This window comes from Vreelandella sp. GE22 (genome assembly GCF_968212445.1).
In genome coordinates this window covers 2,101,243-2,122,389 of the sequence record NZ_OZ309110.1, presented here as the reverse complement: position 1 = coordinate 2,122,389, position 21,147 = coordinate 2,101,243, and the positions used below count along the sequence as shown (strand labels likewise).

Below are 21,147 nucleotides of genomic sequence, written 5' to 3'. Positions count from 1 at the left end.
TATTTTTTTAATTAATCGTCCCCAGAGGAGTTTTCTGTCTCATGCAACCCAACGAGGTAAAAGCGCTGCTTGAATCCCGCATCGACGGATGTGACTTTCATATTCAGGGGGAAGGTTGTAATTTTCAGGTCGTCGCGGTGGGTGAGGCCTTCGAAGGGCTCTCACCGGTCAAACGCCAGCAACTGGTGTACCAGGCGTTGAGTGACGAGATTGCCTCCGGCGCCCTTCACGCGATCAGCATTAAAACCTATACGCCGGCGCAGTGGCAAAACGCGCCGGAAAACGCCCAGTAAGGCGCCTCCATGGATAAACTCCTGATTACCGGCAACGGTCGTGCCGACGGCGAAGTGTGGGCGAGCGGTGCAAAAAACGCGGCTCTGCCGATTCTGTGCGCCAGCCTGCTTTCGAAAGGCCCGGTGGTGATCGGTAATTTGCCGCATTTGCAGGACATCACCACTACCCTCGAGCTTCTAGGGCGTATGGGGGTCGAGCCCGTGATGGGCGAGCGGTTGAGTATCCAGCTCGATGGCTCCCAGGTCACGCACTGCCACGCCCCTTACGAGCTGGTCAAAAAGATGCGCGCCTCGATTCTCGTGCTGGGCCCGCTTCTGGCCCACTTCGGTAAAGCGGATGTTTCGCTACCCGGCGGCTGCGCGATTGGCTCGCGCCCGGTGGATCTGCACATTCGCGGGCTGGAAGCGATGGGCGCCCAGATTCGCGTCGAGGCCGGCTACATTCGCGCCAGTGTGGAAGGGCGCTTGAAAGGCGCAACCATCTATTTCGATACCGTCACCGTGACCGGCACCGAGAATCTTTTGATGGCGGCGACACTGGCCGAAGGTAAGACGGTGCTGGAAAACGCCGCCCGCGAGCCCGAAGTGGTCGACCTGGCCGAGTGTCTGATCAAGATGGGCGCGAACATTCGCGGCCAGGGTACCGACACCATCGTCATCGAAGGCGTGGAGTCGCTTCACGGCTGCGAGCACGATGTCATGCCGGATCGCATCGAAACCGGGACGTTTTTGGTCGCCGCGGCGATGACCGGCGGCCGGGTGAAGGTCACGCGCACCCGGGCGGACATTCTCGAGGCGGTACTCGCCAAGCTCGAAGAAGCGGGTGCGGACATCACCTGCGGGGATGACTGGATCGAGCTCGATATGCACGGCAAACGCCCGAAAGCGGTCAATATACGCACCGCGCCGTACCCGGCGTTTCCCACCGACATGCAGGCGCAGTTCGTGGCCATGAACGCCGTGGCCGAAGGCCACTCCCGGGTGGTGGAAACCATCTTCGAGAACCGCTTCATGCATGTTCAGGAGCTCAATCGCATGGGCGCTGACATTGCGCTCGAGGGCAATGCCGCGCTGATCACCGGTGTCGATAAGCTCTCCGGGGCACCGGTGATGGCGACCGACTTGCGCGCCTCGGCGTCTCTGGTGATTGCGGCGATGATGGCCGAGGGCGAGACCCTGGTCGATCGTATCTACCATATCGACCGCGGCTACGAGTGTATCGAAGAGAAAATGCAGTTGCTGGGGGCGAAGATTCGCCGCATTCCCGGCTAGCCACGCGACCAACTACTGGCCAACACCATGAGTAAGCAACTGATTTTAGCGCTCTCCAAGGGGCGCATATTAGAGGAAACGCTGCCGCTTCTAGCCGACGCAGGTATCACGCCGGCGGAGGATCTGGGCAAAAGCCGCAAGCTCTTGTTCGATACCAATCTGCCCGATGTGAAGTTCGTCGTCATTCGCGCAACGGATGTGCCCACCTACGTGCAGCTGGGCGCGGCGGATTTGGGGATTGCGGGTAAGGACGTGCTGCTCGAGCACGGCGCCGAAGGGCTTTACGAGCCCGTCGATTTGGATATCGCGCGTTGCAGGCTGATGACCGCGGGCGTGACCGGTCAGGCGCCTTCCAAGGCACGCCGCCGAGTCGCGACCAAGTTCGTCAACATCGCGCGGCGCTACTACGCCGAGCAGGGCATCCAGGCCGAGGTGATCAAGCTTTACGGGGCGATGGAGCTGGCGCCGCTTATGAACCTGGCCGATGAAATCGTCGATATCGTGGACACCGGGAATACGCTGCGCGCCAACGGCATGGAGCCGCGAGAGCTGATCGCGGATATCAGCACCCGGCTGGTCGTCAACAAAGCGGCCATGACCATGAAGCACGATCGTATCAAGCCGCTGCTTGCACGGCTTTCCAGCGCGGTCGAAAAACGCCGGGCAGACGCAGTCCAGTCATAAGGGATTTTCGATGAGTAATAAAGCGGCCACCATCAACCGGCTCTCCACCGCCGAGAGCGCCTTCGGGCAACGCCTGGACGCACTGCTCGACTGGGAAGGTGTCTCCAATAGCGACGTGCAGGCGCGGGTTCATGAGCTGTTGGAGGACGTCAAAACCCGCGGCGACCAGGCCGTCATCGAGGCAACCAACCGCTTCGACCGGGTCGATGTGCGCCAAATGAGCGAGCTCTGCCTGACACCGGCGCGGTTGAAGGCCGCTTTCGACGGCCTGCCCGTTGACCAACGCGACGCGCTGAACGTTGCCGCCGAGCGTATCAAGCGCTACCACGAGCACCAAAAGCCCGTGTCCTGGCAGTATGAAGAGTCGGACGGCACGGTGCTGGGTCAGAAGGTCTCGCCGCTGGATCGCGCGGGTATCTACGTGCCCGGCGGCAAGGCCGCGTATCCCTCGTCGGTATTGATGAACGCCATTCCCGCCCACGTGGCAGGGGTTGGCGAAATCGTCATGGTGGTGCCCGCGCCGGATGGCGTGTTGAACGAGCTGGTGCTGGCCGCGGCGCACCTGGCTGGGGTCGACTACGTCTTCACCATTGGTGGCGCCCAGGCGGTGGCCGCGCTTGCCTATGGCACCGAAAGCGTACCGCGGGTCGACAAGATCGTGGGGCCTGGCAATATCTACGTGGCGACCGCCAAGCGTGCGGTATTTGGCCAGGTAGGTATCGACATGATCGCCGGGCCATCGGAGATTCTGGTGGTGTCCGACGGGCAGACCGACCCGGAGTGGCTGGCGATGGATCTGTTCTCCCAGGCCGAGCACGACGAGGATGCCCAGGCGATTCTGATCAGTTGGGACGCCGAGCACCTCCAAGCGGTCGAGGCGGCCATCAAGCGGCTGCTGCCGACGCTGGAGCGTGAGACGATCGTGCGCGCCTCATTGAGTAAGCGCGGCGCGCTGATTCACTGCGCAAGCGAACACGAGGCGATTGACCTGATCAATCGGGTTGCGCCGGAGCACCTGGAGCTTTCGGTGGCCAACCCGGAGCAGTTGGCCGAGCAGGTACGCCACGCCGGGGCGATCTTCATGGGGCGCTACACCGCCGAGGCACTAGGCGACTACTGCGCCGGGCCCAACCACGTGCTGCCCACCTCGGGCACCGCGCGCTTTTCATCCCCCCTGGGCGTTTACGATTTTCAAAAGCGTTCGTCGATCATCCACTGCACCGCCGAGGGCGCCTCGACGCTTGGCAAAACCGCCTCCGTGCTTGCCCGGGGCGAGTCACTCACCGCCCACGCCCGCTCCGCCGAATACCGCATTCGCGACTAGGTGGCTTCGCGCCAGCGTTTGCTGGCGCGCTTTCCCGGCGGCTACGAGCCGCCCTCAGGCCCTAGAGTGGCGCGAACCGGCGTAGGGCGCTCGCCTACTTCCACGGATGTCTCGATGCGCTCGCCGTTACGTACGACGGTGAGCGGCAGCGACGTGCCCGGTGGGATCGAGGCGATATCGCTCATGGTCGCCCGGGCGTCCAAAATCGCCTGATTGTCGATGGACAGCAGCACGTCTCCCGGTTGAAGGCCCGCCTGGGCGGCCGGGCCGTCGCTCACCACGCCCGCCACGATTACCCCCTGGGGCGTACGCAGCCCGAAAGAGGCCGCAAGCTCGCGGGAGAGCGCCTGGGCTTCGATCCCCAGCCAGCCACGAATCACCCGGCCGCGTGTGACCAGTTCGTTGAGAATGCTGTGGGCCAGATTGGCCGGGATGGCGAAGCCGATACCCTGGGAGCCGCCGGAACGCGAGAAGATCGCCGTATTGATCCCCACCAAAGCGCCTTCGGCGTTGACCAGCGCGCCGCCGGAGTTGCCGGGGTTGATCGCCGCGTCGGTCTGAATGAAATCCTCGTAGGCGTTGAGGCCTAGGTGGCTTCGGCCGGTGGCGCTGATGATACCCATGGTGACGGTCTGGCCGACCCCAAAGGGGTTGCCGATCGCCAGCGCCACATCGCCCACGGCGACTTCCTGGGAGTCGGTGAGCTCGATCACCGGCAAATCTTCCAGGTCGATGCGCAGCACGGCCAAATCGCTTTCCGGGTCGGTGCCGATCACTTCCGCCAGGGTTTCGCGGCCGTCGCGAAGCGCTACCTGAATCTGGTCGGCGTCGTTGATGACGTGGTGGTTGGTCAGCACGTAGCCGTCCTGGCTGATGATCACCCCGGAGCCCAGGCTCGAAAGCATACGCTGGTGGGCGGTGGGGTCTTCGCCGTTAAAAAACTGCTGAAAAAACGGGTCCGACATCAGCGGATGCTGGTCGCGCTCGACAATCCGCGAGGAATAAATATTCACCACCGCCGGGGCGGCCTGGTTGACGGCATCCGAGTAGCTGGCCGGCCCCTGATTGCGATCCAGCGGCGCCGCCTGGCGGATTTCCGGGCGCGGGCGGCTAACATCCTGGGGGCTCGTTTCGCTGGCGGGGACCAATGCGCCAGGGGTTTGCGCCGGCGGGGCGGCTCGAAACGGGTTGGGCAACAGGTCGGGAAAAGCAAATAGCAGCAGCGCAGCCAGAAGAACTCCGGTAACGATTGGCCATACATAGGGCAGCACATAGCGGTGCATGCGAGACATCCTCAGCCGTTGACGGTCTTTTGGGCACGAAAGGGGCGCGGTGGTAGGCGTTTCGTACAAGCATTGAGTTCGCGACGTCTTGTTCGCAAGGCCTCGTTCGCGATAACAAGACGCGAGCTTTACAATAGTGAATAGGGTAACACTTTTTGAACGCGATCCTCAGTAGCCAAACCCCATAAGGAGATGACGTGGTTAACCGCGACCAGCTTGTCAAAGCGTGCGATCACCAGCTTCGCGCATCTAGTTTCAAGGACTACACCGTCAACGGTCTGCAGGTAGAAGGGCGCGACAGTGTCGCCCGAGTGATGACCGGCGTGACGGCCAATCAGGCGCTGCTCGAGGAGGCCGTTGCCTGGCAGGCGGACATGGTGCTGGTCCATCATGGCTATTTTTGGAAAAACGAACCGGTGGCGATTACCGGCATGAAGCAAAAGCGTATCAAGACGCTTTTGAATCACGATATCAACCTGCTCGCCTACCACCTGCCATTGGATGCCCACGCCGAGCTTGGTAACAATGCCGAACTTGCCAGGCGTTTGGGCTGGAAAGTGGAAGGCTGCATTGACGGCGAGCTTGGTGAAGGGCTTTTATGGTCGGGTAGGCTTGGTCAGGCCCAGTCCCTTCACGGTCTGGCCGAGCAGGTAAGTGCGGTGCTGGAGCGTGTACCGACGGTGATCGAGGCGCCCGGCCTTGCCCGTATCGAGCGTGTCGCCTGGTGCACCGGTGGCGCCCAGGACATGATTACCGCCGCTTATGAGGCGGGCGCCCAGGTGTTCGTCTCCGGCGAAATCTCCGAGCGTACCACTCACCTGGCCCGGGAAATGGGTATTCACTACATCGCAGCCGGCCACCACGCGACCGAACGTTACGGGGTGCAGGCGTTGGGCGAGTGGCTGGCCAGCGAGTACGGTGTGGCCCACCGCTTTGTCGATATCGATAACCCGGCCTGAATGTAAAAAAGCGAGGGAGAGCCCTTAATGCCGATCAGTTAAGCTTGGCTACCACCTGTGGGACGGAGCTTTAGCTCGCGACGGGTGGCTTGGACAAGGCGCCTGACGGTGCCATTCGCCGAATTGTCGGACCACCGCTGAAGCGGGCTCCACAACAACGAAATCTTGCATCCATCCCTTGTAGGAGCAGGCTTCAGCCAGCGATGCAGCGCAACGCGCTGCTGGGGTTAGTGATGATGGCAACCAAAAGTGCCGTCGCCACCGAAGGGCGGCTATCGCCGCCATCGCCCAATGGAATTGGGCTCCTACAATGGAGTCGTGCCCCATCCCTCGTAAGAGCAGGCTTTAGCCAGCGACGCATCGCAACGCGCTGCTACAATAGATTTACCGCTCGTTGTGGGTAGGCAAAAGCCTTGACTGATCGGCATTAGGGAGAGCCCTCGCTTTTTTGTTTGGCGTGCCGTGTTTCGGCGATGGCTTAGTAGCGCGGCGGCTGGTCGACGGCAGCTTCTTTTTTCGCCTTCGTGTCTTTTAAGCCGTACTCCTCGGAGAGGGTGCCGCCCTTGCCGTCGGCGTAGTCGCGGGGGGTGGCGGGCGACTCGGCCTCGGGAGCTTTGGACGTTGTCGAAGTACCTGGCGCCGGTGTTTTGCGCGGCTGCGTGAAGGCGGTGTCCGGGTTTTTACTCAGTTCCCACTGCTCGGCGCCGGCGTCCAGCTTGTCCTCGATGTCGTCGGCCTGGCTGCGGATGGCCTCGAGGCACTGGCGAACGTCGCTTACGTGGCTGCCCATCGCTTTTTTGAGTTCGGCGATCTGGTGTTCGCGCTCCAGAAGCGTTTGCTTAAGCGATGCCCGATGGCGCTCACCCTTGTTCGCCAGCCGGTAACACAGAAGGCCGATCAAAAATCCAACGGCCAGGCCGATCAGCGCATAGATGATTGGTGAGTTTGCTTCCACAGTTTTCTCCCTAAAACCAGGTTGGATCAGTTCAGGCGCATCGCCAAGCGCTAATGCACGGCTGGCTTCATTATAGGCGTCACTTAGCGGGTTGGGTCAATGCGCCGATGCGTTCAGGGTTTATCCAGCGTATAATTTGGCTGCTTTACAATGCATTGCCCCTGGTGACTGCGCTGTAAAACGCTACCTTGTGTTAGTGCTTTGAATGCGTACTTTATATCCATACTTTGCAACCGTACTTGGTGTCGTCCGTACTGAGTATCCGTACTTGGCAGCCGTCTTTTGCGCCGCCGCGGGTGGCCATTCGGCTTCCCGCGCCACCCTTTGGAGAGTGTTTGAATGTCATCGAAAACCGCCTCGGCCAAGGCAAGTTCCACGCACCCGCCAACGCCTCTGGCGCGTTATAAAAGCGATATTCAGCGCGATGATTTTCAATTCGATGAAGCCCAGCAAAAGGCCGTCGAGCACCTGCAGCGACTTTACGACGAGTTGCTGGCAACCCCTTCTACAACGCCTAAAACCGTAGTGGCCAACAAGGGGTTCAAGGCGCGAATGGCCGGGCTCATGGGCAAGAAAACGTCAAAAGATGAGCCCGCCATGCCACGGGTGAACGGTCTTTACTTTTGGGGCGGCGTGGGGCGGGGTAAAACCTATCTAGTGGATACCTTTTTCGAGGCGCTGCCGTTTCCCGATAAGATGCGCACCCATTTCCACCGTTTTATGCAGCGGGTGCATAACGAGCTCAACCACTACAAGGGCGAGAAAAATCCGCTCGAGTTGATTGCGGGTAAATTTGCCTCTGAAGCACGCGTTATCTGCTTTGACGAGTTCTTCGTCAAGGACATTACCGATGCCATGATTCTGGCCAATCTTTTGGAGGCGCTTTTCGAACGTGGCGTGGTGCTGGTGGCGACCTCCAATATCGTGCCCGACGATCTCTACAAAGACGGGCTTCAGCGGGCGCGCTTCGAGCCTGCGATCGCGCTTTTGAACCGCCACTGCGAGGTGGTCAATGTGGACTCCGGGGTGGATTACCGGCTGCGCGCGCTGGAGCGTGCCGAAATTTTCCACTCGCCCTGCGATGACGAGGCCGAGCGTGAGCTTGCGCGTAGCTTCAAGGAGATTGCCGGCCAGGCCGGCGAGCAGGGCGCGCCGCTGGAGGTCAATCACCGCGTGTTGAAGACGCGCCGCCTGCACGAAAACGTGGCCTGGTTCGAATTTCGCGAGCTTTGCGACGGCCCGCGCAGCCAAAACGACTATATCGAGATCGCCCGGGAGTTTCACACCGTGCTGGTTTCCAACGTCATCCAGATGAGTGCCAAGCAGGAAGACCAGGCACGGCGCTTCATCAATATGGTCGACGAGTTCTACGACCGGGGCGTCAAGCTTTTGATGTCGGCGGAGGTCGAGGTCGAATCGCTCTATACGGATGGCAAACTCTCCTTCGAGTTCGAGCGCACGCTTTCAAGGCTTCAGGAAATGCAGTCCAGGGAGTATCTGGCGCTGGCCCACAAGCCGTGAGGCCGTGGCGAAAAGCCGGGGCGGCAGGGTAATAAAAATGCCCGGGGCGCTTAACGTGGCGCGTTTTGTCGTGTAGAATGCCGCCTCGCTGTACGTTACGGGCGTTTTCTTTGTCCCGTAACCAAAAAAAATAGGGATGGTGCTTATCCGCTTGGCGGCTAGGACACCCAATACATTTAATCTGGTGAATTTCATCCATGAAGACGTTCAGTGCTAAGCCGCAGTCCGTCCAGCGCGACTGGTATGTTGTCGATGCCACGGACAAAACGCTCGGTCGTCTGGCTACCGAAATCGCTCGCCGCCTGCGTGGCAAGCATAAGCCCGAATTTACACCTCACGTTGACACTGGCGACTACATCGTCGTCATCAACGCCGAGAAAGTCCAGGTCACAGGTAAAAAGGCCACGGACAAGAACTACTACCGTCACACCGGTTACCCGGGCGGTCTGCGCTCCATGACGTTCAACCAGCTGCGTGACCATGCGCCTGAGCGTATCATCGAGTTTGCCGTTAAAGGCATGCTGCCGAAGGGTCCGCTGGGTCGCGCCATGCACGCCAAGCTGAAAGTTTACGCTGGCGCCGAGCATCCTCACGCCGCCCAACAGCCGCTTGAACTGAACATTTAAGGAAATCTTCGCCATGTCACAGCAATATTACGGTACCGGGCGCCGCAAGACTTCCACCGCTCGCGTGTTCCTTAAGCCGGGTTCCGGCAACATCACCGTCAACAACCGTGCGCTGGACGACTTCTTCGGTCGCGTAACCGGTCGTATGGTGGTTCGCCAGCCGCTCGAGCTGACCGAAACGCTCAGCCAGTTCGACGTCTACGTGACCGTTGAAGGCGGCGGCGGCTCGGCACAGGCCGGCGCCATTCGTCACGGCATTACGCGTGCCCTGATGGAATACAACGAAGACTTCCGTCCTGCGCTACGTGCCGCTGGCTACGTTACCCGCGACGCGCGTCAGGTCGAGCGTAAGAAAGTCGGTCTGCGTAAAGCACGCCGTCGTCCGCAGTTCTCCAAGCGTTAATTTTTACGCGCGTTCTGCACAAAACGCCCAGGCCATCGGCCTGGGCGTTTTTTATGCCGGGCGTCTGCGTTGAGAGCGCGCATCTCGAGTTAGCGTAAGCGGTGTTAGGGTGCGCGGCAGGGCGCAGGAAGATGGCGCGGGTCTGCCTCCCCCAGGGAGGCCTTGGCATGTTATTATTGTCTATTGTTTTAATGCGAGGATGCTTTCATGGGTGTTGTGGCCAAGCGGTCTTCTATGATCTTCTATTCAGGTAATGACGATCATTTTAGCCATCGAGTACGCATTGTTCTGGCTGAAAAAGGGGTCGCCGTCGATATCGTCGACGTAAACGACGAGCAGCCGCCGCAGGAGTTAGCCGATCTCAACCCCTATAACAGCGTACCTACGCTGCTGGACCGCGATCTGGTGCTTTACGAGTCCAAGGTGATGATGGAATATCTGGACGAGCGCTTTCCGCATCCGCCGCTGCTGCCGGTTTACCCGGTCGCGCGCGCTCAAAGCCGGCTCTGGATGCACCGTATCGAGCGCGAGTGGTGCCCCATGCTCGACCAGATTCGTACCGGCGGCAAAAAAGAGGCCGAGAAGGCGCGCAAGGAGCTTCGCGAAAGCCTGATCGGTATTTCGCCGATCTTCGAAGACATGCCTTACTTCATGAGCGACGAGTTTACCCTGGTCGACTGCTGTCTGGCGCCGATCTTGTGGCGTCTGCCGGAGCTCAATATCGAGCTGCCCGAAAAGCAGGTCAAACCGCTTCTGAACTACATGTCGCGGGTGTTCGAGCGTGAGACCTTCAAGGCTGCTTTGAACGAGCGTGAAAAAGAGATGCGCGCGTAAAAACCCTTAAAGCCCCGCGGCGTTAGCTGGCGGGGCCTTGATGACCATCAAGGGAGTCTTATGAAATCGAGCCGTCCCTATATTGCCCGGGCGCTTTATCAGTGGCTTTTGGATAACGAGCTAACGCCGCATCTGGTGGTCGATGCCACCCAGCCCGGCGTCGAAGTGCCGCGCCAGTTCGTCCAGAACGGCCAGATCGTTCTCAACGTCGCGCCGACCGCGGTGCGCGATCTGTTCATGGAGAACGAGGCGGTCGGCTTTAGCGCCCGCTTTGGTGGCCAGCCGATGCAGGTCATGATCCCCATTCAGGCATTGATCGCCATCTACGCGCGGGAAAACGGCGTGGGTATGGTATTTGGTCACGAGCCCGAGCTTGAAGAGGGTGAAGACGATGCCGGTGAAACCGATGGCACCGTCCAAAGTGACGAAAGCGAAAAGAGCGGGCCTATGCTTAGCGTGACCGAGCCCACCGAGGAAGGCTCGGGCGAAACGCCTGACGCGCCTTCCGATGGGTCCGGCAAGCCGAAAAAGAAGCCGACGCTTCGCGTGGTCAAATAGCGCCGGCAAAGCAAAGCGTAACGCTGCCCCATAAAAAAGCCTCGCACATTCTGCGAGGCTTTTTTTTACGCGTTACTTTGGGTTAATCGATGTAGTCAAAGACTTTGACGATACGCTGGATGCCGCCGACGCTCGACGCCGCGTTGACGATACGCTCGGCTTCTTCGCGGGTCACCATGCCCATCAGATAAACGCTGGCGTTTTCGGTGGTGATTTTGAGCTTGGAGGAGTCGATATGCTCGTTGGTGGCCAGGTGGCTGATCACGTTAGTGGTAAGCCAGGTATCGCTTAGACGCTGGGTGGCCGGGAGGTTCGCGGCAATGGCCAGCTCGTTGTGCACCTGGTTGACCCCGCGCACGCTGGAGGCGACTTCGCTGGCCGTGTCGCGAAGCTCTTCACTCGGCACCTGGCCGACCAGCAGCACCGTCCCGTTGTAGCTGTGGGCGCGAATACGCGCATCGGCCAGGCGCGCATCCGCGCGGTCGAGGGTGCGCTCGACCTGGCGTTCGACCGTGGCGTCTACCGCCTCGACATCACTGCTTCGCTGGGCGTAGTTGGAAGGGTTGGAGGCCGAGTTGTTGGCGCAGCCCGCCAGCAGCACCGCGCTACAGGCGGTGATGAGGCAAAAAGAACGAAATGCGTTGCGAAGGGCCATGGCCGACTCCTTAAACACGAAAATGGTCAATCAAACGACGACGCTTCAAGCGGCGCCGCCAAAGAGCTGCTCGTCGATTAGATCGCACAGGCAGTGGATCGCCAGCAGATGCACTTCTTGAATGCGCGCGGTAGACGTGGCCGGGACGCGAATCTCGCAGTCATCCTGGCCCAAAAGTGAGGCCATGTCACCACCGTCGCGGCCGGTCAGTGCGACCACCACCATGTCGCGGTCGTGGGCGGCCTGAATCGCCTGAACGATATTGGCCGAATTGCCGCTGGTCGAGATGGCCAGCAGTATATCGCCTGGCTGGCCCAGGGCTCTAATCTGTTTTGAAAACACCTCGTTGTAGCTGTAGTCGTTGGCGATCGACGTTAGCGTGGAAGTGTCGGTGGTGAGCGCCAATGCCGGAAGGCTCGGCCGTTCACGCTCGAAGCGGTTCAAAAGCTCGGCGGAGAAGTGTTGGCTATCCCCGGCGCTGCCGCCATTGCCGCAGGCAAGGATCTTGCCTTCGTTGACCAGGCACTGAACCATCATTTGACTGGCCACCTCGATAAACGGGGGCAGCACTTCGCTGGCGTAGGTTTTGGTATCAATGCTTGCATTGAAGTGGCTAAGAATGCGGGATTGAAAGTCCATTAGGGCTTCCTGGTGTCGTGTTAGTAAGCGTCGAAAGCCGCCTTCTCCCAGTGATACTCGAGAGAAGGGGGTTGGCCGGTCATCGCTAGAATATCAAAGCGGCAGGGTGTTGAGACAGCGTGACGGGCCAGGTAAAGCGAGGCGGCGCGAATTAGGCGGCGCTGCTTGAGTGGGGTCACGGTCTCGAGCGGGTGGCCGTTACGTAGGGAAGTGCGGTGCTTGACCTCCACGAAGACCAGGGTGTCCTGGTCCATCATGACAAGATCGAGCTCGCCTCCTTTGACGTGGTGGTTGGCGGTGATCAGCGTTAAACCCTGACGCTGCAACCATTGAGCAGCAAGCTGCTCAATGGCGGCGCCGCGCTTGCGCGCGGTTTGCGGTTTACTGGTCACCCAGCAGGCCCGGCGATAGGATCGGTGCCGGGCGGCCGTTTTGGAAACGCGCCCAGGGAAGCTCGCGGTGAATGCGGCCATCGCCGGAAAGCGACAGCGTCCCGGTGCTACCGTTGAAGCCCTGAATGGAAGAGAGATCCGACAGCCGGGTCGCCAACTCGTACGCATCGACGCCCATGGCCTGCAGGCGGAAGAGTGACGCGTCCCCTTCACCGTGAAGCGCCTGGTAGCTTGCGCTGAACGGTAGCGCTTCTTCGCCGCCGACAGCTGCATCGGGAATCTGCCAGGGGATATCGACGAACATTACGTCGTCGAGGTCCTGGTTCAAGCGCCGTTCACGGCTGCCCTCGTTAAGGTGCGAGGTGGCATAGATGGGCAGCTCTTGGGCGTAGTAGAAGTCCAGCATGGGCGGTACCTGGCGGGCGTAGTCCGGCAGGGCGAGTAAAAAGAGCGCGTCGATACTGCCAAGCTGAGCGCGATCGCCGCTCACGTTCAGCGCAGTTTGTACGGCGCTGGAAACCTCGTTGTTCGGGTTGTAGCGAACGGCATTGGTGACTTCGCCCCCCTGGCCCTGAAACTCGTTCCAGAAGGCTTCGCCTACGCGGCGGCCCCAGTCGTTATCCGGCACCATGACCGACATTTGGCGCCGACCGTCCTGGTAGGCGCGCCGCGCGGCCTGACGTGCTTCATCTTCGGCAGAAAGGCCGTACTGGAAAAGCCCGGCGGCTTGGTTTTGCGAGCCGCTGCCGTAGTTCAGCGCAAGCGTCGGCAGCGGAACGCTGGACTGCTGTTCGAGGCGGCTGACCTGTTCCTTGTCCAGCGGGCCGACGATCAGCTGGGCGTTCATTTGCTCGGCGCGGCTATAGAGTTCGTCCATGGAATACTGCGCCGCGTCGACGAAGCTCAGCTCGACGCCCTGACCGCGAATCGCGCTGTGTTCGCGCATGGCATTGCTGATCGTATCGGCAATGTTGCTCAGTGGGCCCGACTGGGGAAGGGCGACCATGATGCGGCGAATGTCGGCGCCTTCGAGCGCCGGAAGCGAGGCTTGAACCCGGCCCGGCTCGTCCATTGCTTCCCGGGCCCACTGGGCGCGTTCGCGCAGCGTTTGCTGCTCGTTATCGCGCATGGGGAGCTCTTCGTCCAGTACCTGGGTGGCGCGCAGCACCGCGCGTGGGTCGTCAAGGGCGCGGCCAAGCTCCGAGAAGAGCAGCGCCCAGCGTACGCGGTCCTGCTCAGAAAGCGCGGCTTCGTCAACGGCGGCAGCGGCGTCGAACGCCTCTTCGCGCTGGCCCTGCTGAGCCAGGATGTTAGCGGCTTCCAGGCGGCTCAATGAGGCCTGCTCCGGCCCTTGCTGCTCGGCCTGGTTCAAAAGGCGCCCGGCGTCCTCGGCCGGGGCGCGATCCACCACGCCTGGCTGCTGAATGGCGCACCCGGTCAACACCAGGGCGGTAAAGGCGCTGGCGAGCAGGCCACGGAGTGAACGTTTCATGTATGCTTCCTTGGTTTTTTCATTTGCGCTGTTTAAAGCCGAGGATAGATCCCTCAATCCTTGCAAAAGCATAGCGCACCATTAGCTAGCGTCAGCTATTAAAATCGGGAGACATTATGACTCATCAGCCTCCGGGCACATTGTACGTGGTCGCCACGCCAATTGGGAATTTGGAGGACTTAACGCCACGCGCCGCCCGGATCCTTGAAAGCGTCTCGCGCATCGCCGCCGAGGACACCCGGCATAGCGGCAGGCTTTTGAGCCATCTTGGGATCAACAAGCCGCTCATATCGCTTCACGAGCACAATGAAAGCCACCGGGTGGAGGCATTGGACGGCTACCTCGAAGCCGGCGAGAGCATCGCGCTGATCAGCGATGCGGGTACCCCCTTGATCAGCGATCCCGGTTTCATTCTGGTAAGAGAACTTCGTTCGCGCAACCGCCACATCGTGCCCATCCCCGGCGCCTGTGCGTTGGTCGCCGCACTTAGCGGGGCGGGCCTGCCCACGGATCGATTCAGTTTTCGTGGTTTTTTGCCCGCCAAGGCTGGCGCCCGCCGTCAGGCGCTGGAGGTCTGCAGCGAGCGCGAGGAGACGCTGGTATTCTACGAATCCCCCCACCGTATCGTGCAGACCCTGGAAGCGCTGAACGAGCAGATGCCCAACCGGGCCATCGTGCTGGCCCGCGAGCTGACCAAAACTTTCGAAACCTTTCTACAGGGCGTGGCCAGCGAGCTGCTCGATAGGTTAGCCGCCGACCCCAACCAGGCCCGCGGTGAGTTCGTGGTAATGGTGGCCGGGGCGCCGGCGGCTAAAGAGCAGGACGCGCAGACCATTAACGATGAAAAGCTTTTGAAAACGCTGTTGGACGAGGGGGTCGGTGTGAAGCAAGGCGCGGCGATTGCCGCGAATCTGCTGGGCGGGCGTAAGAAAGAGTGGTACGCCAGATTGCAGGCAATGAAAACAGAGCATTGAGGCGGGGGCGGGGCGCTGGTATGCTTGCCGCCGGAGTTGGCCAGACAGTCGCCGCTGCGCGTGCGCAGGGGAGGAAAGTCCGGGCTCCATAGGGCAGAGTGCCAGGTAACGCCTGGGCGGCGTAAGCCGACGGAAAGTGCAGCAGAGAGTAGACCGCCTAAGCCCCGGAAATAAACCTTCGGGGCCGGTAAGGGTGAAAGGGTGCGGTAAGAGCGCACCGCGCGCCTGGCAACAGTGCGTGGCAAGGTAAACCCCACTCGGAGCAAGACCAAATAGGGATCCATTGGCGTGGCCCGCGCTGGATCCGGGTAGGTTGCTTGAGCGCTTTGGCGACAAAGCGCCTAGAGGAATGACTGTCCACGACAGAACCCGGCTTATCGGCCGACTCCCCATTTCCATGCAAGGCCCCTCTCGGGGCCTTCCAACACAGTGTGCGTATCATGTCCTCTGCCAGCCAGACCGTTTCCGACTTTCGCCATACCAGCGTTTTGCTAGACGGAGCGGTCGACGCCCTCGTGCATTCGGCAAACGGCGTCTACCTTGACGGCACCTTTGGCCGCGGCGGACATTCGCGCCTGATTCTTTCGCGTCTTGACGAAACCGGCCGCCTGTTGGCCATGGACCGGGACCCCCAGGCCATCGAGGCCTCCAACGCCATCGACGATTCGCGCTTCTCGATTACCCGGCGCGAATTTGCGCGCCTTGGCGAATACGCCAAAGAGCAGGGCCTTTTCGGCAAGCTCTCCGGAATACTGCTCGACGTCGGCGTGTCGTCCCCCCAGCTCGATGATCCGGAGCGCGGCTTTAGCTTCATGCGCAACGGCCCGCTGGATATGCGCATGGACCCCACCCAGGGCGAAAGCGCGGCGGATTTTTTGGCGCATGCCAAGGAAGCGGAGATCGCCGACGTTTTCAAAACCCTGGGCGAGGAGCGTTTCGGTAAACGCCTGGCGCGCGCAGTGGTGACCCGGCGCGCCGAGAAGCCGTTCACCCACACCCTGGACTTGGCCGAGGTACTCAAACAGGCACATCCCGCCTGGGAGAAGGGCCGCCACCCGGCCACCAAGGCGTTTCAGGGGTTGCGTATCTACTTAAACGGCGAACTCGATCAGCTCGACGCTGCCCTCGAGGCCGCCCTCGAAGCACTGGCGCCGGGCGGGCATCTGGTCGTGATCAGCTTTCATTCGCTGGAAGACCGCCGAGTGAAGCGCTTCATTCGCCACCACGTCCGCGGCGATACCCACCTGCCCAAGGGCGTGCCGGTGCGTGACGATCAGATCAATCGCCGCCTCGAGGCGCTCAACAAGGGCGTACGGCCTACGCCGTTCGAGGTCGATCAAAACCCGCGCGCGCGTAGCGCGGTCATGCGGGCGGCCAAAAAGCGAGGCTGACCATGCTTGAGCGAATCGACTACTGGTGGTCCGTGTTGCGTAGTGAGTGGCCCTTCAAGCTACGTTTACGCCTCTGGCCCCTCATCATCCTGGCGCTCTTTCTCGGCTGTATGCTGACAGCACTCGCCGTGGTGGCAACGACCCACATGACGCGCACTCAGTACGCTCAGCTTCAGCGCCTTGAGCAGGAAAAGAACCAGCTGCAGACCGAGTGGGGCCAGCTTTTGCTCGAAGAGGGCGCCTGGTCGACGCCGGCACGTATCGAGCAGATCGCCACCGAGCGCCTTGAAATGCGCATTCCCGATGTAGACGATGTCGAGGTTATTCGGCCATGAACCAACGCCGCCGCGGGGGCACCTCCCGGCAGACGCCCATTGCGCCGCCTTTGGGTGGCGGGCGCTTTCTGTTCATTCTCGTTTTAGTCGCCATGGCCGCCTGCGTGCTGGTCGGGCGTATTACACTTTTGCAGGTGATCGACCGGCCGTTTCTGCAAAGCCAGGGCGACGCGCGAACCCTGCGCCACGAAGTGATTCCCTCCCACCGCGGTATGATTACCGACCGCAACGGGGAGCCGCTGGCCATTTCGACGCCGGTGGTAACACTTTGGGCCAACCCCCAGGAACTCCCTGCCGATGCGATCCAGCGCGTCATGCTTGCCCAGGCGCTGGGTATGAGCCTGGGGGATTTCGAGGCGCGCATCGAGCGCTACTCAAGCCGCGAATTCATGTATCTTCGTCGTCAGATGACCCCCGAGGCCGCCCAGCGCATTCTCGATTTGCGCACCCCCGGGGTTTATCAGCAGCGCGAGTACAAGCGCTACTACCCGGCGGGCGAAGTCGCCGCCCAGATTCTCGGGGTGACCAACGTCGACGATATCGGCCAGGAAGGCCTCGAGCTCGCCTATCAGCCCTTTTTGGCCGGCCACCCGGGCCAGCGCCGGGTGATCAACGACCGGCGCGGGCGGTTGGTGCGCGAACTGGGGATCATCAGCGATGCCCAGCCCGGCGGCGAGTTGACGCTGTCCATCGATCAACGTATTCAATATATGGCGTACCGTGAGCTGCGCGCGGCGGTGGCCGAAAACGAAGCCGATGGCGGCGTGCTGGTCACCATGGATGCACGCACCGGCGAGGTGTTGGCCATGGCTAATCTGCCGTCCTACAACCCGAATAACCGCGCCGGCCTCGACCCGCGGGGGTTGCGTAACCAGGCGCTGGTCGACGTGTTTGAGCCCGGCTCGGTGATGAAACCGCTGGCCATGGCGGCGATTCTCGAAAGCGGCGTGGTCGACCGCGATGTGATCGTGGACACCTCGCCTGGCTGGATGCGCATCGACCAGTTCACCATTCGCGATATTCGCAACTACGGCGAGCTGGACCTGCCCGGCATTCTGGAGAAATCCTCCAATATCGGTATGTCCAAGCTCACTCTTCGACTCGACGATACGACGGTCTGGGAGAAGTACAACCAGCTTGGTCTTGGTCAAAGCCCCGGTACCGGCTTCCCCGGCGAGTCCACCGGTAGCCTGCCCGCGCCGGTTCGCTGGTCGCGTAGTGAGCGCGCCGCGCTCTCCTACGGTTACGGGCTCTCGGTCTCGGCGGTTCAGCTGGCCAGCGCCTATACCGCGCTTGCCAATGACGGCGTGCGCATGTCGCCCTCGCTTTTGCGCCTTTCCGACACCCCACAAGGGAGTCAGGCGATCGACCCGAGTGTCGCCAACGATTTGCTCGATATTCTCGAAACCTCGGTCGGACCTACCTCCGGCGGGCGTCGCGCCCGAGTAGAGGGGTACCGGGTGGGCGGCAAGACTGGAACGGTGCGCAAAACCGGCCAGCAAGGCTACGCCGTCGACGCCTACCGCAGCGTGTTTGCGGGTATCGCACCGATTTCGGATCCGCGTATCGTGACGGTGGTGATGATCGACCACCCACGGGCCGGTCAGTTTTACGGCGGCGCGGTCGCCGCCCCGGTTTTTTCCAGCGTGACGGGCAATGCGTTACGGCTTTTGGATGTACCGCCCGACTACGAAGTGGAATAGCGTGAAGGAGACAAAATGACGTCCAGCCCCCGCCGTTTGTGGGATGCGTTAAAGAAAGGGTGGCCGGCCAATGAGCTGCCTGAAAAGCTACCCGCGTTACCCGATGAGTTCCGTTTGACCAGCGACTCCCGAGCGGTTGCCCCGGGTGACGTGTTCGTTGCCGTGCCAGGTAGCCAACGCGATGGACGCGATTACATCGATGCCGCCCTCGAGCAGGGTGCCGCGCTGGTGCTGGCGCACTCGAAAAAGCCGCGCGTTACCTTAGAGGGGTGTGTGCTTCATTTGCCCCACCTGGTGCTTCGCCTGGGTGAGCTGGGGCGTGCGCTTTTCGCCGTGCCCGATGACCTCGACTTGATTGGGGTGACCGGCACCAACGGTAAAAGCTCGGTCACCCACTACATTGCCGAGCTGAGCGAGCTTTTGAATACCCCGGCCGGGGTGATCGGCACTTTGGGTACGGGCCGGCTTGGCGAGCTGGCCGATAGCGGGCTGACCACGCCAGGACCGCTTTTTTTACAGCGTTCTTTGGCCGAACTTGCCCAAAGTGGTGCCCAGCGCGTGGCTATCGAAGCCTCCTCCCATGCGCTGGATCAGCAGCGGCTAACCGCCTGTAATATCCGTGCTGGCGTGTTTACCAACCTGAGCCGGGACCATCTCGATTACCATGGCAGCATGGCCGCCTACGCGGCGGCCAAGGCGAAGCTCTTTCGCCGCCCGGAGCTAGAGCTTGCCGTGGTCAACGCCCAGGACCCGCTGGCAAGGCTCATGCTGGCAGGTCTGGAAAAAGGCGTGCGCGTTTTGGCCATCGGCGATGACCAGGCCTGTACGCTGCGCGTGGTGGGCTGGCACCCTCATGCACTGGGCCAACACGCGCTCATCGCTACCCCGGAGGGGGAAAAGACCCTCGAGATGAACCTGATGGGGCGCTTCAACCTGGATAACGTGCTGCTCGCCATCGCCACGCTTTACGGGCTTGGCGAGCCGCTCGGCGCGCTTTTCGAGGCCGCGTCGAAGCTCAATCCGGTTCCCGGGCGCATGGCGCTTTATAAAGCGGCCCATTCCCCAAGCGTGGTGATCGACTATGCCCATACCCCGAATGCGCTTCACTCGGCCCTGGGCGCGCTGCGCGATCATCTAAGCGAGTCCGGCAAGCTTTGGTGCGTGTTTGGCTGTGGTGGCGAGCGTGACACCGGCAAGCGTGCGGAAATGGCGCGAGTGGCTGAAAAGCAGGCCGATCACAGCGTGATCACCGACGACAACCCCCGGGGCGAACCCGCCGACGCCATTCGCCGCATGATTGCCGAAGGCTTTAGCAAAGCCGGCGCGTTTAGCGAAATCGGCGATCGACGGGCGGCCATCGAGCAGGTGATTGGCCAGGCTGGCGTCGGTGACGTCGTGTTGATCGCGGGCAAAGGTCACGAGGCTTATCAAGAGATCGACGGCGTGCGTCATGACTACCGCGACGCAGCCGAAGTGCTAAAGGCGTTTGAACTGCGGAGCGGCGGTTAATGCGTTGGCACGTAGCGGACGTTGCCGCGTCCCTGAATCTAACCCTACCCGGCGACTTCCCGGCACTCGCGTTCACATGCGTGGTGACCGATACCCGGCGTATCACGCCGGGTTGTTTGTTCGTTGCGCTCAAAGGAGTGCGCTTCGACGCTCACGACTTTATCGAGCAGGCACGCACCCTGGGGGCGGCGGCCGCGCTGGTACAAACGCCGGTCGATTCGGCGCTGCCCCAGCTGGTGTGCGCCGATACCCGCCTGGCGCTGGGGCTTTTGGCTAGGGCCTGGCGCACGCGTTTCGACGCCCCGCTGGTGGCGGTTACCGGCAACAGCGGCAAGACCACCGTCAAAGAAATGACCGCGGCGCTGCTCGCGCCCCTGGGGCCGGTGCTGGCCACCGAGGCCAATCTCAATAACGATTTCGGCGCGCCGCTGACGCTTTTGCGCCTGACCCCCGAGCACCGGGCGGCGGTGGTGGAGCTTGGCGCCAATCACCTGGGGGAGATCGCCTGGACCAGCCGCTTGGCGGCCCCCGATGTGGCCATCATCACCAACGTGACCGGGGCCCACGTCGGCGAGTTCGGGGGTATGGGCCACATCGCCCAGGCCAAAAGCGAATTGCTGCTGGGACTCAAGCCCGACGGCGTGGCGGTACTCAATCGTGAAGACCGCTATTTCGACACCTGGGCGGCGCTTGCCCCGGGCCGGGTGCAGAGCTACGCCGTTGATAGCGAAGCGGATGTCTGCGCAAAGGCACTTTCCTGCGACAGCCAAGGGCGGTATGCTTTCACGCTTGTTCGAAAGGGGTGCGCGCTTGGCGAAGTGCGCCTGGCGCTGCCCGGCAAGCACAATGTGAGCAACGCTCTGGCCGCCGCCGCCGCCGCGCTTGCCGCTGGGGTGTCAGCGGATCGCGTGGTGGCGGGGTTGTCGGCGCTTGCGCCGCTTGCCGGGCGGCTTAGCGTGATCGAAGGGCCCAACGGCAGTACGCTTTTGGACGACACCTATAACGCCAATCCCGGTGCGATGAAGGTGGCGCTCGATACGCTTAAAAGCTTCCCCGGGCCGCACTGGTGTGCGCTGGGGGCCATGGGCGAGCTTGGCGAAAACGCCGAGGCGCTACACGGCGAAGTAGGGCGCTACGCACGCGAAATCGGTGTCGATACGCTGCTCACCTGCGGCGACGCCGCGCGCGCCGTCAGCGATGCCTTCGGTCGCGGGTACCACTTTGACGACCACGAGACGCTCGCGCGTCATATTATTAATACGTTGCCGCCTAACGCCACGCTATTGGTGAAAGGGTCACGCAGCGCGGGCATGGAAAACGTCCTTGCCGCGCTGCTCGGTTGAAA

The 21,147-nt window shown here is 61.5% G+C and carries 22 protein-coding genes and 1 other RNA gene; 17 read left to right on the top strand and 6 right to left on the bottom strand.

Going from position 1 to position 21,147, the window contains the following annotated elements; all coding sequences use genetic code 11:
- Window positions 1–41 precede the first annotated feature (41 nt).
- Genes ACWHRL_RS10155 through hisD form a run of 4 tightly spaced genes read left to right on the top strand, consistent with a single transcriptional unit; the run spans window position 42 to window position 3,573 of the window.
- Window positions 42–293 carry a BolA family protein gene (locus ACWHRL_RS10155; RefSeq protein WP_447529039.1) on the top strand — a complete coding sequence of 84 codons (252 nt, stop codon included), beginning with the start codon at window positions 42–44 and terminating at the stop codon, window positions 291–293.
- Window positions 294–302: 9 nt separating this feature from the next.
- Window positions 303–1,565: a UDP-N-acetylglucosamine 1-carboxyvinyltransferase gene (murA, locus tag ACWHRL_RS10150; RefSeq protein WP_447529038.1), complete on the top strand. Its 1,263-nt coding sequence runs from the start codon at window positions 303–305 to the stop codon at window positions 1,563–1,565.
- 27 nt (window positions 1,566–1,592) lie between these two features.
- Window positions 1,593–2,249 carry an ATP phosphoribosyltransferase gene (gene hisG, locus ACWHRL_RS10145; RefSeq protein ID WP_447893549.1) on the top strand — a complete coding sequence of 219 codons (657 nt, stop codon included), beginning with the start codon at window positions 1,593–1,595 and terminating at the stop codon, window positions 2,247–2,249.
- A gap of 10 nt (window positions 2,250–2,259) precedes the next feature.
- On the top strand, window positions 2,260–3,573 hold the full coding sequence (hisD, locus tag ACWHRL_RS10140) for a histidinol dehydrogenase (RefSeq protein ID WP_447893548.1): 1,314 nt from the start codon (window positions 2,260–2,262) through the stop codon (window positions 3,571–3,573).
- A gap of 41 nt (window positions 3,574–3,614) precedes the next feature.
- On the opposite strand, the gene ACWHRL_RS10135 is transcribed toward hisD, so the two are convergent.
- Complete coding sequence (locus tag ACWHRL_RS10135; RefSeq protein WP_447893547.1) at window positions 3,615–4,856, bottom strand: S1C family serine protease; 1,242 nt, start codon at window positions 4,854–4,856, stop codon at window positions 3,615–3,617.
- Window positions 4,857–5,053: 197 nt separating this feature from the next.
- Between ACWHRL_RS10135 and ACWHRL_RS10130 the strand changes: the two genes are divergently transcribed.
- The gene (locus tag ACWHRL_RS10130; RefSeq protein WP_447893546.1) at window positions 5,054–5,815 is read left to right on the top strand and encodes a Nif3-like dinuclear metal center hexameric protein; all 762 of its coding nucleotides are present in this window, start codon (window positions 5,054–5,056) and stop codon (window positions 5,813–5,815) included.
- 478 nt (window positions 5,816–6,293) lie between these two features.
- Here the strand turns inward: ACWHRL_RS10130 and ACWHRL_RS10125 are convergent, their stop codons facing one another.
- The gene (locus ACWHRL_RS10125; protein WP_447893545.1) at window positions 6,294–6,770 is read right to left on the bottom strand and encodes a YhcB family protein; all 477 of its coding nucleotides are present in this window, start codon (window positions 6,768–6,770) and stop codon (window positions 6,294–6,296) included.
- Between the two features lie 339 nt (window positions 6,771–7,109).
- Between ACWHRL_RS10125 and zapE the strand changes: the two genes are divergently transcribed.
- The 5 genes from zapE to ACWHRL_RS10100 all read left to right on the top strand — a co-directional run bounded on the left by zapE (window position 7,110) and on the right by ACWHRL_RS10100 (window position 10,712).
- On the top strand, window positions 7,110–8,291 hold the full coding sequence (zapE, locus tag ACWHRL_RS10120) for a cell division protein ZapE (protein ID WP_447893544.1): 1,182 nt from the start codon (window positions 7,110–7,112) through the stop codon (window positions 8,289–8,291).
- A 197-nt stretch (window positions 8,292–8,488) separates the two neighbouring features.
- The gene (rplM, locus tag ACWHRL_RS10115) at window positions 8,489–8,917 is read left to right on the top strand and encodes a 50S ribosomal protein L13 (protein WP_447529031.1); all 429 of its coding nucleotides are present in this window, start codon (window positions 8,489–8,491) and stop codon (window positions 8,915–8,917) included.
- Window positions 8,918–8,930: 13 nt separating this feature from the next.
- Window positions 8,931–9,320, top strand: a complete 390-nt coding sequence (rpsI, locus tag ACWHRL_RS10110) for a 30S ribosomal protein S9 (protein ID WP_447529030.1) — start codon at window positions 8,931–8,933, stop codon at window positions 9,318–9,320.
- 207 nt (window positions 9,321–9,527) lie between these two features.
- Complete coding sequence (gene sspA, locus ACWHRL_RS10105; protein ID WP_447529029.1) at window positions 9,528–10,154, top strand: stringent starvation protein SspA; 627 nt, start codon at window positions 9,528–9,530, stop codon at window positions 10,152–10,154.
- Window positions 10,155–10,214: 60 nt separating this feature from the next.
- On the top strand, window positions 10,215–10,712 hold the full coding sequence (locus ACWHRL_RS10100) for a ClpXP protease specificity-enhancing factor (protein ID WP_447529028.1): 498 nt from the start codon (window positions 10,215–10,217) through the stop codon (window positions 10,710–10,712).
- Between the two features lie 82 nt (window positions 10,713–10,794).
- Here the strand turns inward: ACWHRL_RS10100 and ACWHRL_RS10095 are convergent, their stop codons facing one another.
- The 4 genes from ACWHRL_RS10095 to ACWHRL_RS10080 are packed head-to-tail and all read right to left on the bottom strand — an operon-like array spanning window position 10,795 to window position 13,890.
- Window positions 10,795–11,367, bottom strand: a complete 573-nt coding sequence (locus ACWHRL_RS10095) for a BON domain-containing protein (RefSeq protein WP_447529027.1) — start codon at window positions 11,365–11,367, stop codon at window positions 10,795–10,797.
- A 45-nt stretch (window positions 11,368–11,412) separates the two neighbouring features.
- Entirely contained in the window at window positions 11,413–12,006 is a 594-nt protein-coding gene (locus ACWHRL_RS10090) for a phosphoheptose isomerase (protein WP_447529026.1), read from the bottom strand.
- A 20-nt stretch (window positions 12,007–12,026) separates the two neighbouring features.
- Window positions 12,027–12,398, bottom strand: a complete 372-nt coding sequence (locus tag ACWHRL_RS10085) for a YraN family protein (protein ID WP_447529025.1) — start codon at window positions 12,396–12,398, stop codon at window positions 12,027–12,029.
- On the bottom strand, window positions 12,388–13,890 hold the full coding sequence (locus tag ACWHRL_RS10080) for a penicillin-binding protein activator (RefSeq protein WP_447893543.1): 1,503 nt from the start codon (window positions 13,888–13,890) through the stop codon (window positions 12,388–12,390). Before ACWHRL_RS10080 ends, ACWHRL_RS10085 begins: the two co-directional genes overlap by 11 nt.
- A 116-nt stretch (window positions 13,891–14,006) precedes the next feature.
- Between ACWHRL_RS10080 and rsmI the strand changes: the two genes are divergently transcribed.
- The 7 genes from rsmI (at window position 14,007) to ACWHRL_RS10045 (ending at window position 21,145) form a co-directional block, all read left to right on the top strand.
- Window positions 14,007–14,864 carry a 16S rRNA (cytidine(1402)-2'-O)-methyltransferase gene (gene rsmI, locus ACWHRL_RS10075; protein ID WP_447529023.1) on the top strand — a complete coding sequence of 286 codons (858 nt, stop codon included), beginning with the start codon at window positions 14,007–14,009 and terminating at the stop codon, window positions 14,862–14,864.
- Between the two features lie 32 nt (window positions 14,865–14,896).
- Window positions 14,897–15,257, top strand: an RNA gene (gene rnpB / locus ACWHRL_RS10070) — RNase P RNA component class A.
- 47 nt (window positions 15,258–15,304) lie between these two features.
- The gene (gene rsmH / locus ACWHRL_RS10065; protein WP_447529022.1) at window positions 15,305–16,255 is read left to right on the top strand and encodes a 16S rRNA (cytosine(1402)-N(4))-methyltransferase RsmH; all 951 of its coding nucleotides are present in this window, start codon (window positions 15,305–15,307) and stop codon (window positions 16,253–16,255) included.
- Between the two features lie 2 nt (window positions 16,256–16,257).
- Window positions 16,258–16,590, top strand: coding sequence for a cell division protein FtsL (gene ftsL, locus ACWHRL_RS10060; protein ID WP_447529021.1), 333 nt, complete (start codon window positions 16,258–16,260; stop codon window positions 16,588–16,590).
- On the top strand, window positions 16,587–18,293 hold the full coding sequence (locus ACWHRL_RS10055; RefSeq protein ID WP_447893542.1) for a peptidoglycan D,D-transpeptidase FtsI family protein: 1,707 nt from the start codon (window positions 16,587–16,589) through the stop codon (window positions 18,291–18,293). Before ftsL ends, ACWHRL_RS10055 begins: the two co-directional genes overlap by 4 nt.
- Before the next feature lie 15 nt (window positions 18,294–18,308).
- Entirely contained in the window at window positions 18,309–19,802 is a 1,494-nt protein-coding gene (locus tag ACWHRL_RS10050) for a UDP-N-acetylmuramoyl-L-alanyl-D-glutamate--2,6-diaminopimelate ligase (RefSeq protein ID WP_447893541.1), read from the top strand.
- The gene (locus ACWHRL_RS10045) at window positions 19,802–21,145 is read left to right on the top strand and encodes a UDP-N-acetylmuramoyl-tripeptide--D-alanyl-D-alanine ligase (RefSeq protein WP_447893540.1); all 1,344 of its coding nucleotides are present in this window, start codon (window positions 19,802–19,804) and stop codon (window positions 21,143–21,145) included. Before ACWHRL_RS10050 ends, ACWHRL_RS10045 begins: the two co-directional genes overlap by 1 nt.
- Window positions 21,146–21,147 lie beyond the last annotated feature (2 nt).

Excerpts from the sequence above, each read along its gene's own strand:
- rsmI (WP_447529023.1), top strand. The coding sequence starts at position 14,007 with ATGACTCATCAGCCTCCGGGCACATTGTACGTGGTCGCCACGCCAATT.
- rsmH (WP_447529022.1), top strand. The coding sequence starts at position 15,305 with ATGTCCTCTGCCAGCCAGACCGTTTCCGACTTTCGCCATACCAGCGTT.
- murA (WP_447529038.1), top strand. The coding sequence starts at position 303 with ATGGATAAACTCCTGATTACCGGCAACGGTCGTGCCGACGGCGAAGTG.
- rpsI (WP_447529030.1), top strand. The coding sequence starts at position 8,931 with ATGTCACAGCAATATTACGGTACCGGGCGCCGCAAGACTTCCACCGCT.
- ACWHRL_RS10095 (WP_447529027.1), bottom strand. The coding sequence starts at position 11,367 with ATGGCCCTTCGCAACGCATTTCGTTCTTTTTGCCTCATCACCGCCTGT.
- ACWHRL_RS10100 (WP_447529028.1), top strand. The coding sequence starts at position 10,215 with ATGAAATCGAGCCGTCCCTATATTGCCCGGGCGCTTTATCAGTGGCTT.
- ACWHRL_RS10045 (WP_447893540.1), top strand. The coding sequence starts at position 19,802 with ATGCGTTGGCACGTAGCGGACGTTGCCGCGTCCCTGAATCTAACCCTA.
- ACWHRL_RS10090 (WP_447529026.1), bottom strand. The coding sequence starts at position 12,006 with ATGGACTTTCAATCCCGCATTCTTAGCCACTTCAATGCAAGCATTGAT.
- sspA (WP_447529029.1), top strand. The coding sequence starts at position 9,528 with ATGGGTGTTGTGGCCAAGCGGTCTTCTATGATCTTCTATTCAGGTAAT.
- ACWHRL_RS10055 (WP_447893542.1), top strand. The coding sequence starts at position 16,587 with ATGAACCAACGCCGCCGCGGGGGCACCTCCCGGCAGACGCCCATTGCG.
- hisD (WP_447893548.1), top strand. The coding sequence starts at position 2,260 with ATGAGTAATAAAGCGGCCACCATCAACCGGCTCTCCACCGCCGAGAGC.
- ACWHRL_RS10050 (WP_447893541.1), top strand. The coding sequence starts at position 18,309 with ATGACGTCCAGCCCCCGCCGTTTGTGGGATGCGTTAAAGAAAGGGTGG.
- ACWHRL_RS10135 (WP_447893547.1), bottom strand. The coding sequence starts at position 4,856 with ATGCACCGCTATGTGCTGCCCTATGTATGGCCAATCGTTACCGGAGTT.
- rplM (WP_447529031.1), top strand. The coding sequence starts at position 8,489 with ATGAAGACGTTCAGTGCTAAGCCGCAGTCCGTCCAGCGCGACTGGTAT.
- ftsL (WP_447529021.1), top strand. The coding sequence starts at position 16,258 with ATGCTTGAGCGAATCGACTACTGGTGGTCCGTGTTGCGTAGTGAGTGG.
- zapE (WP_447893544.1), top strand. The coding sequence starts at position 7,110 with ATGTCATCGAAAACCGCCTCGGCCAAGGCAAGTTCCACGCACCCGCCA.
- ACWHRL_RS10080 (WP_447893543.1), bottom strand. The coding sequence starts at position 13,890 with ATGAAACGTTCACTCCGTGGCCTGCTCGCCAGCGCCTTTACCGCCCTG.
- ACWHRL_RS10155 (WP_447529039.1), top strand. The coding sequence starts at position 42 with ATGCAACCCAACGAGGTAAAAGCGCTGCTTGAATCCCGCATCGACGGA.
- hisG (WP_447893549.1), top strand. The coding sequence starts at position 1,593 with ATGAGTAAGCAACTGATTTTAGCGCTCTCCAAGGGGCGCATATTAGAG.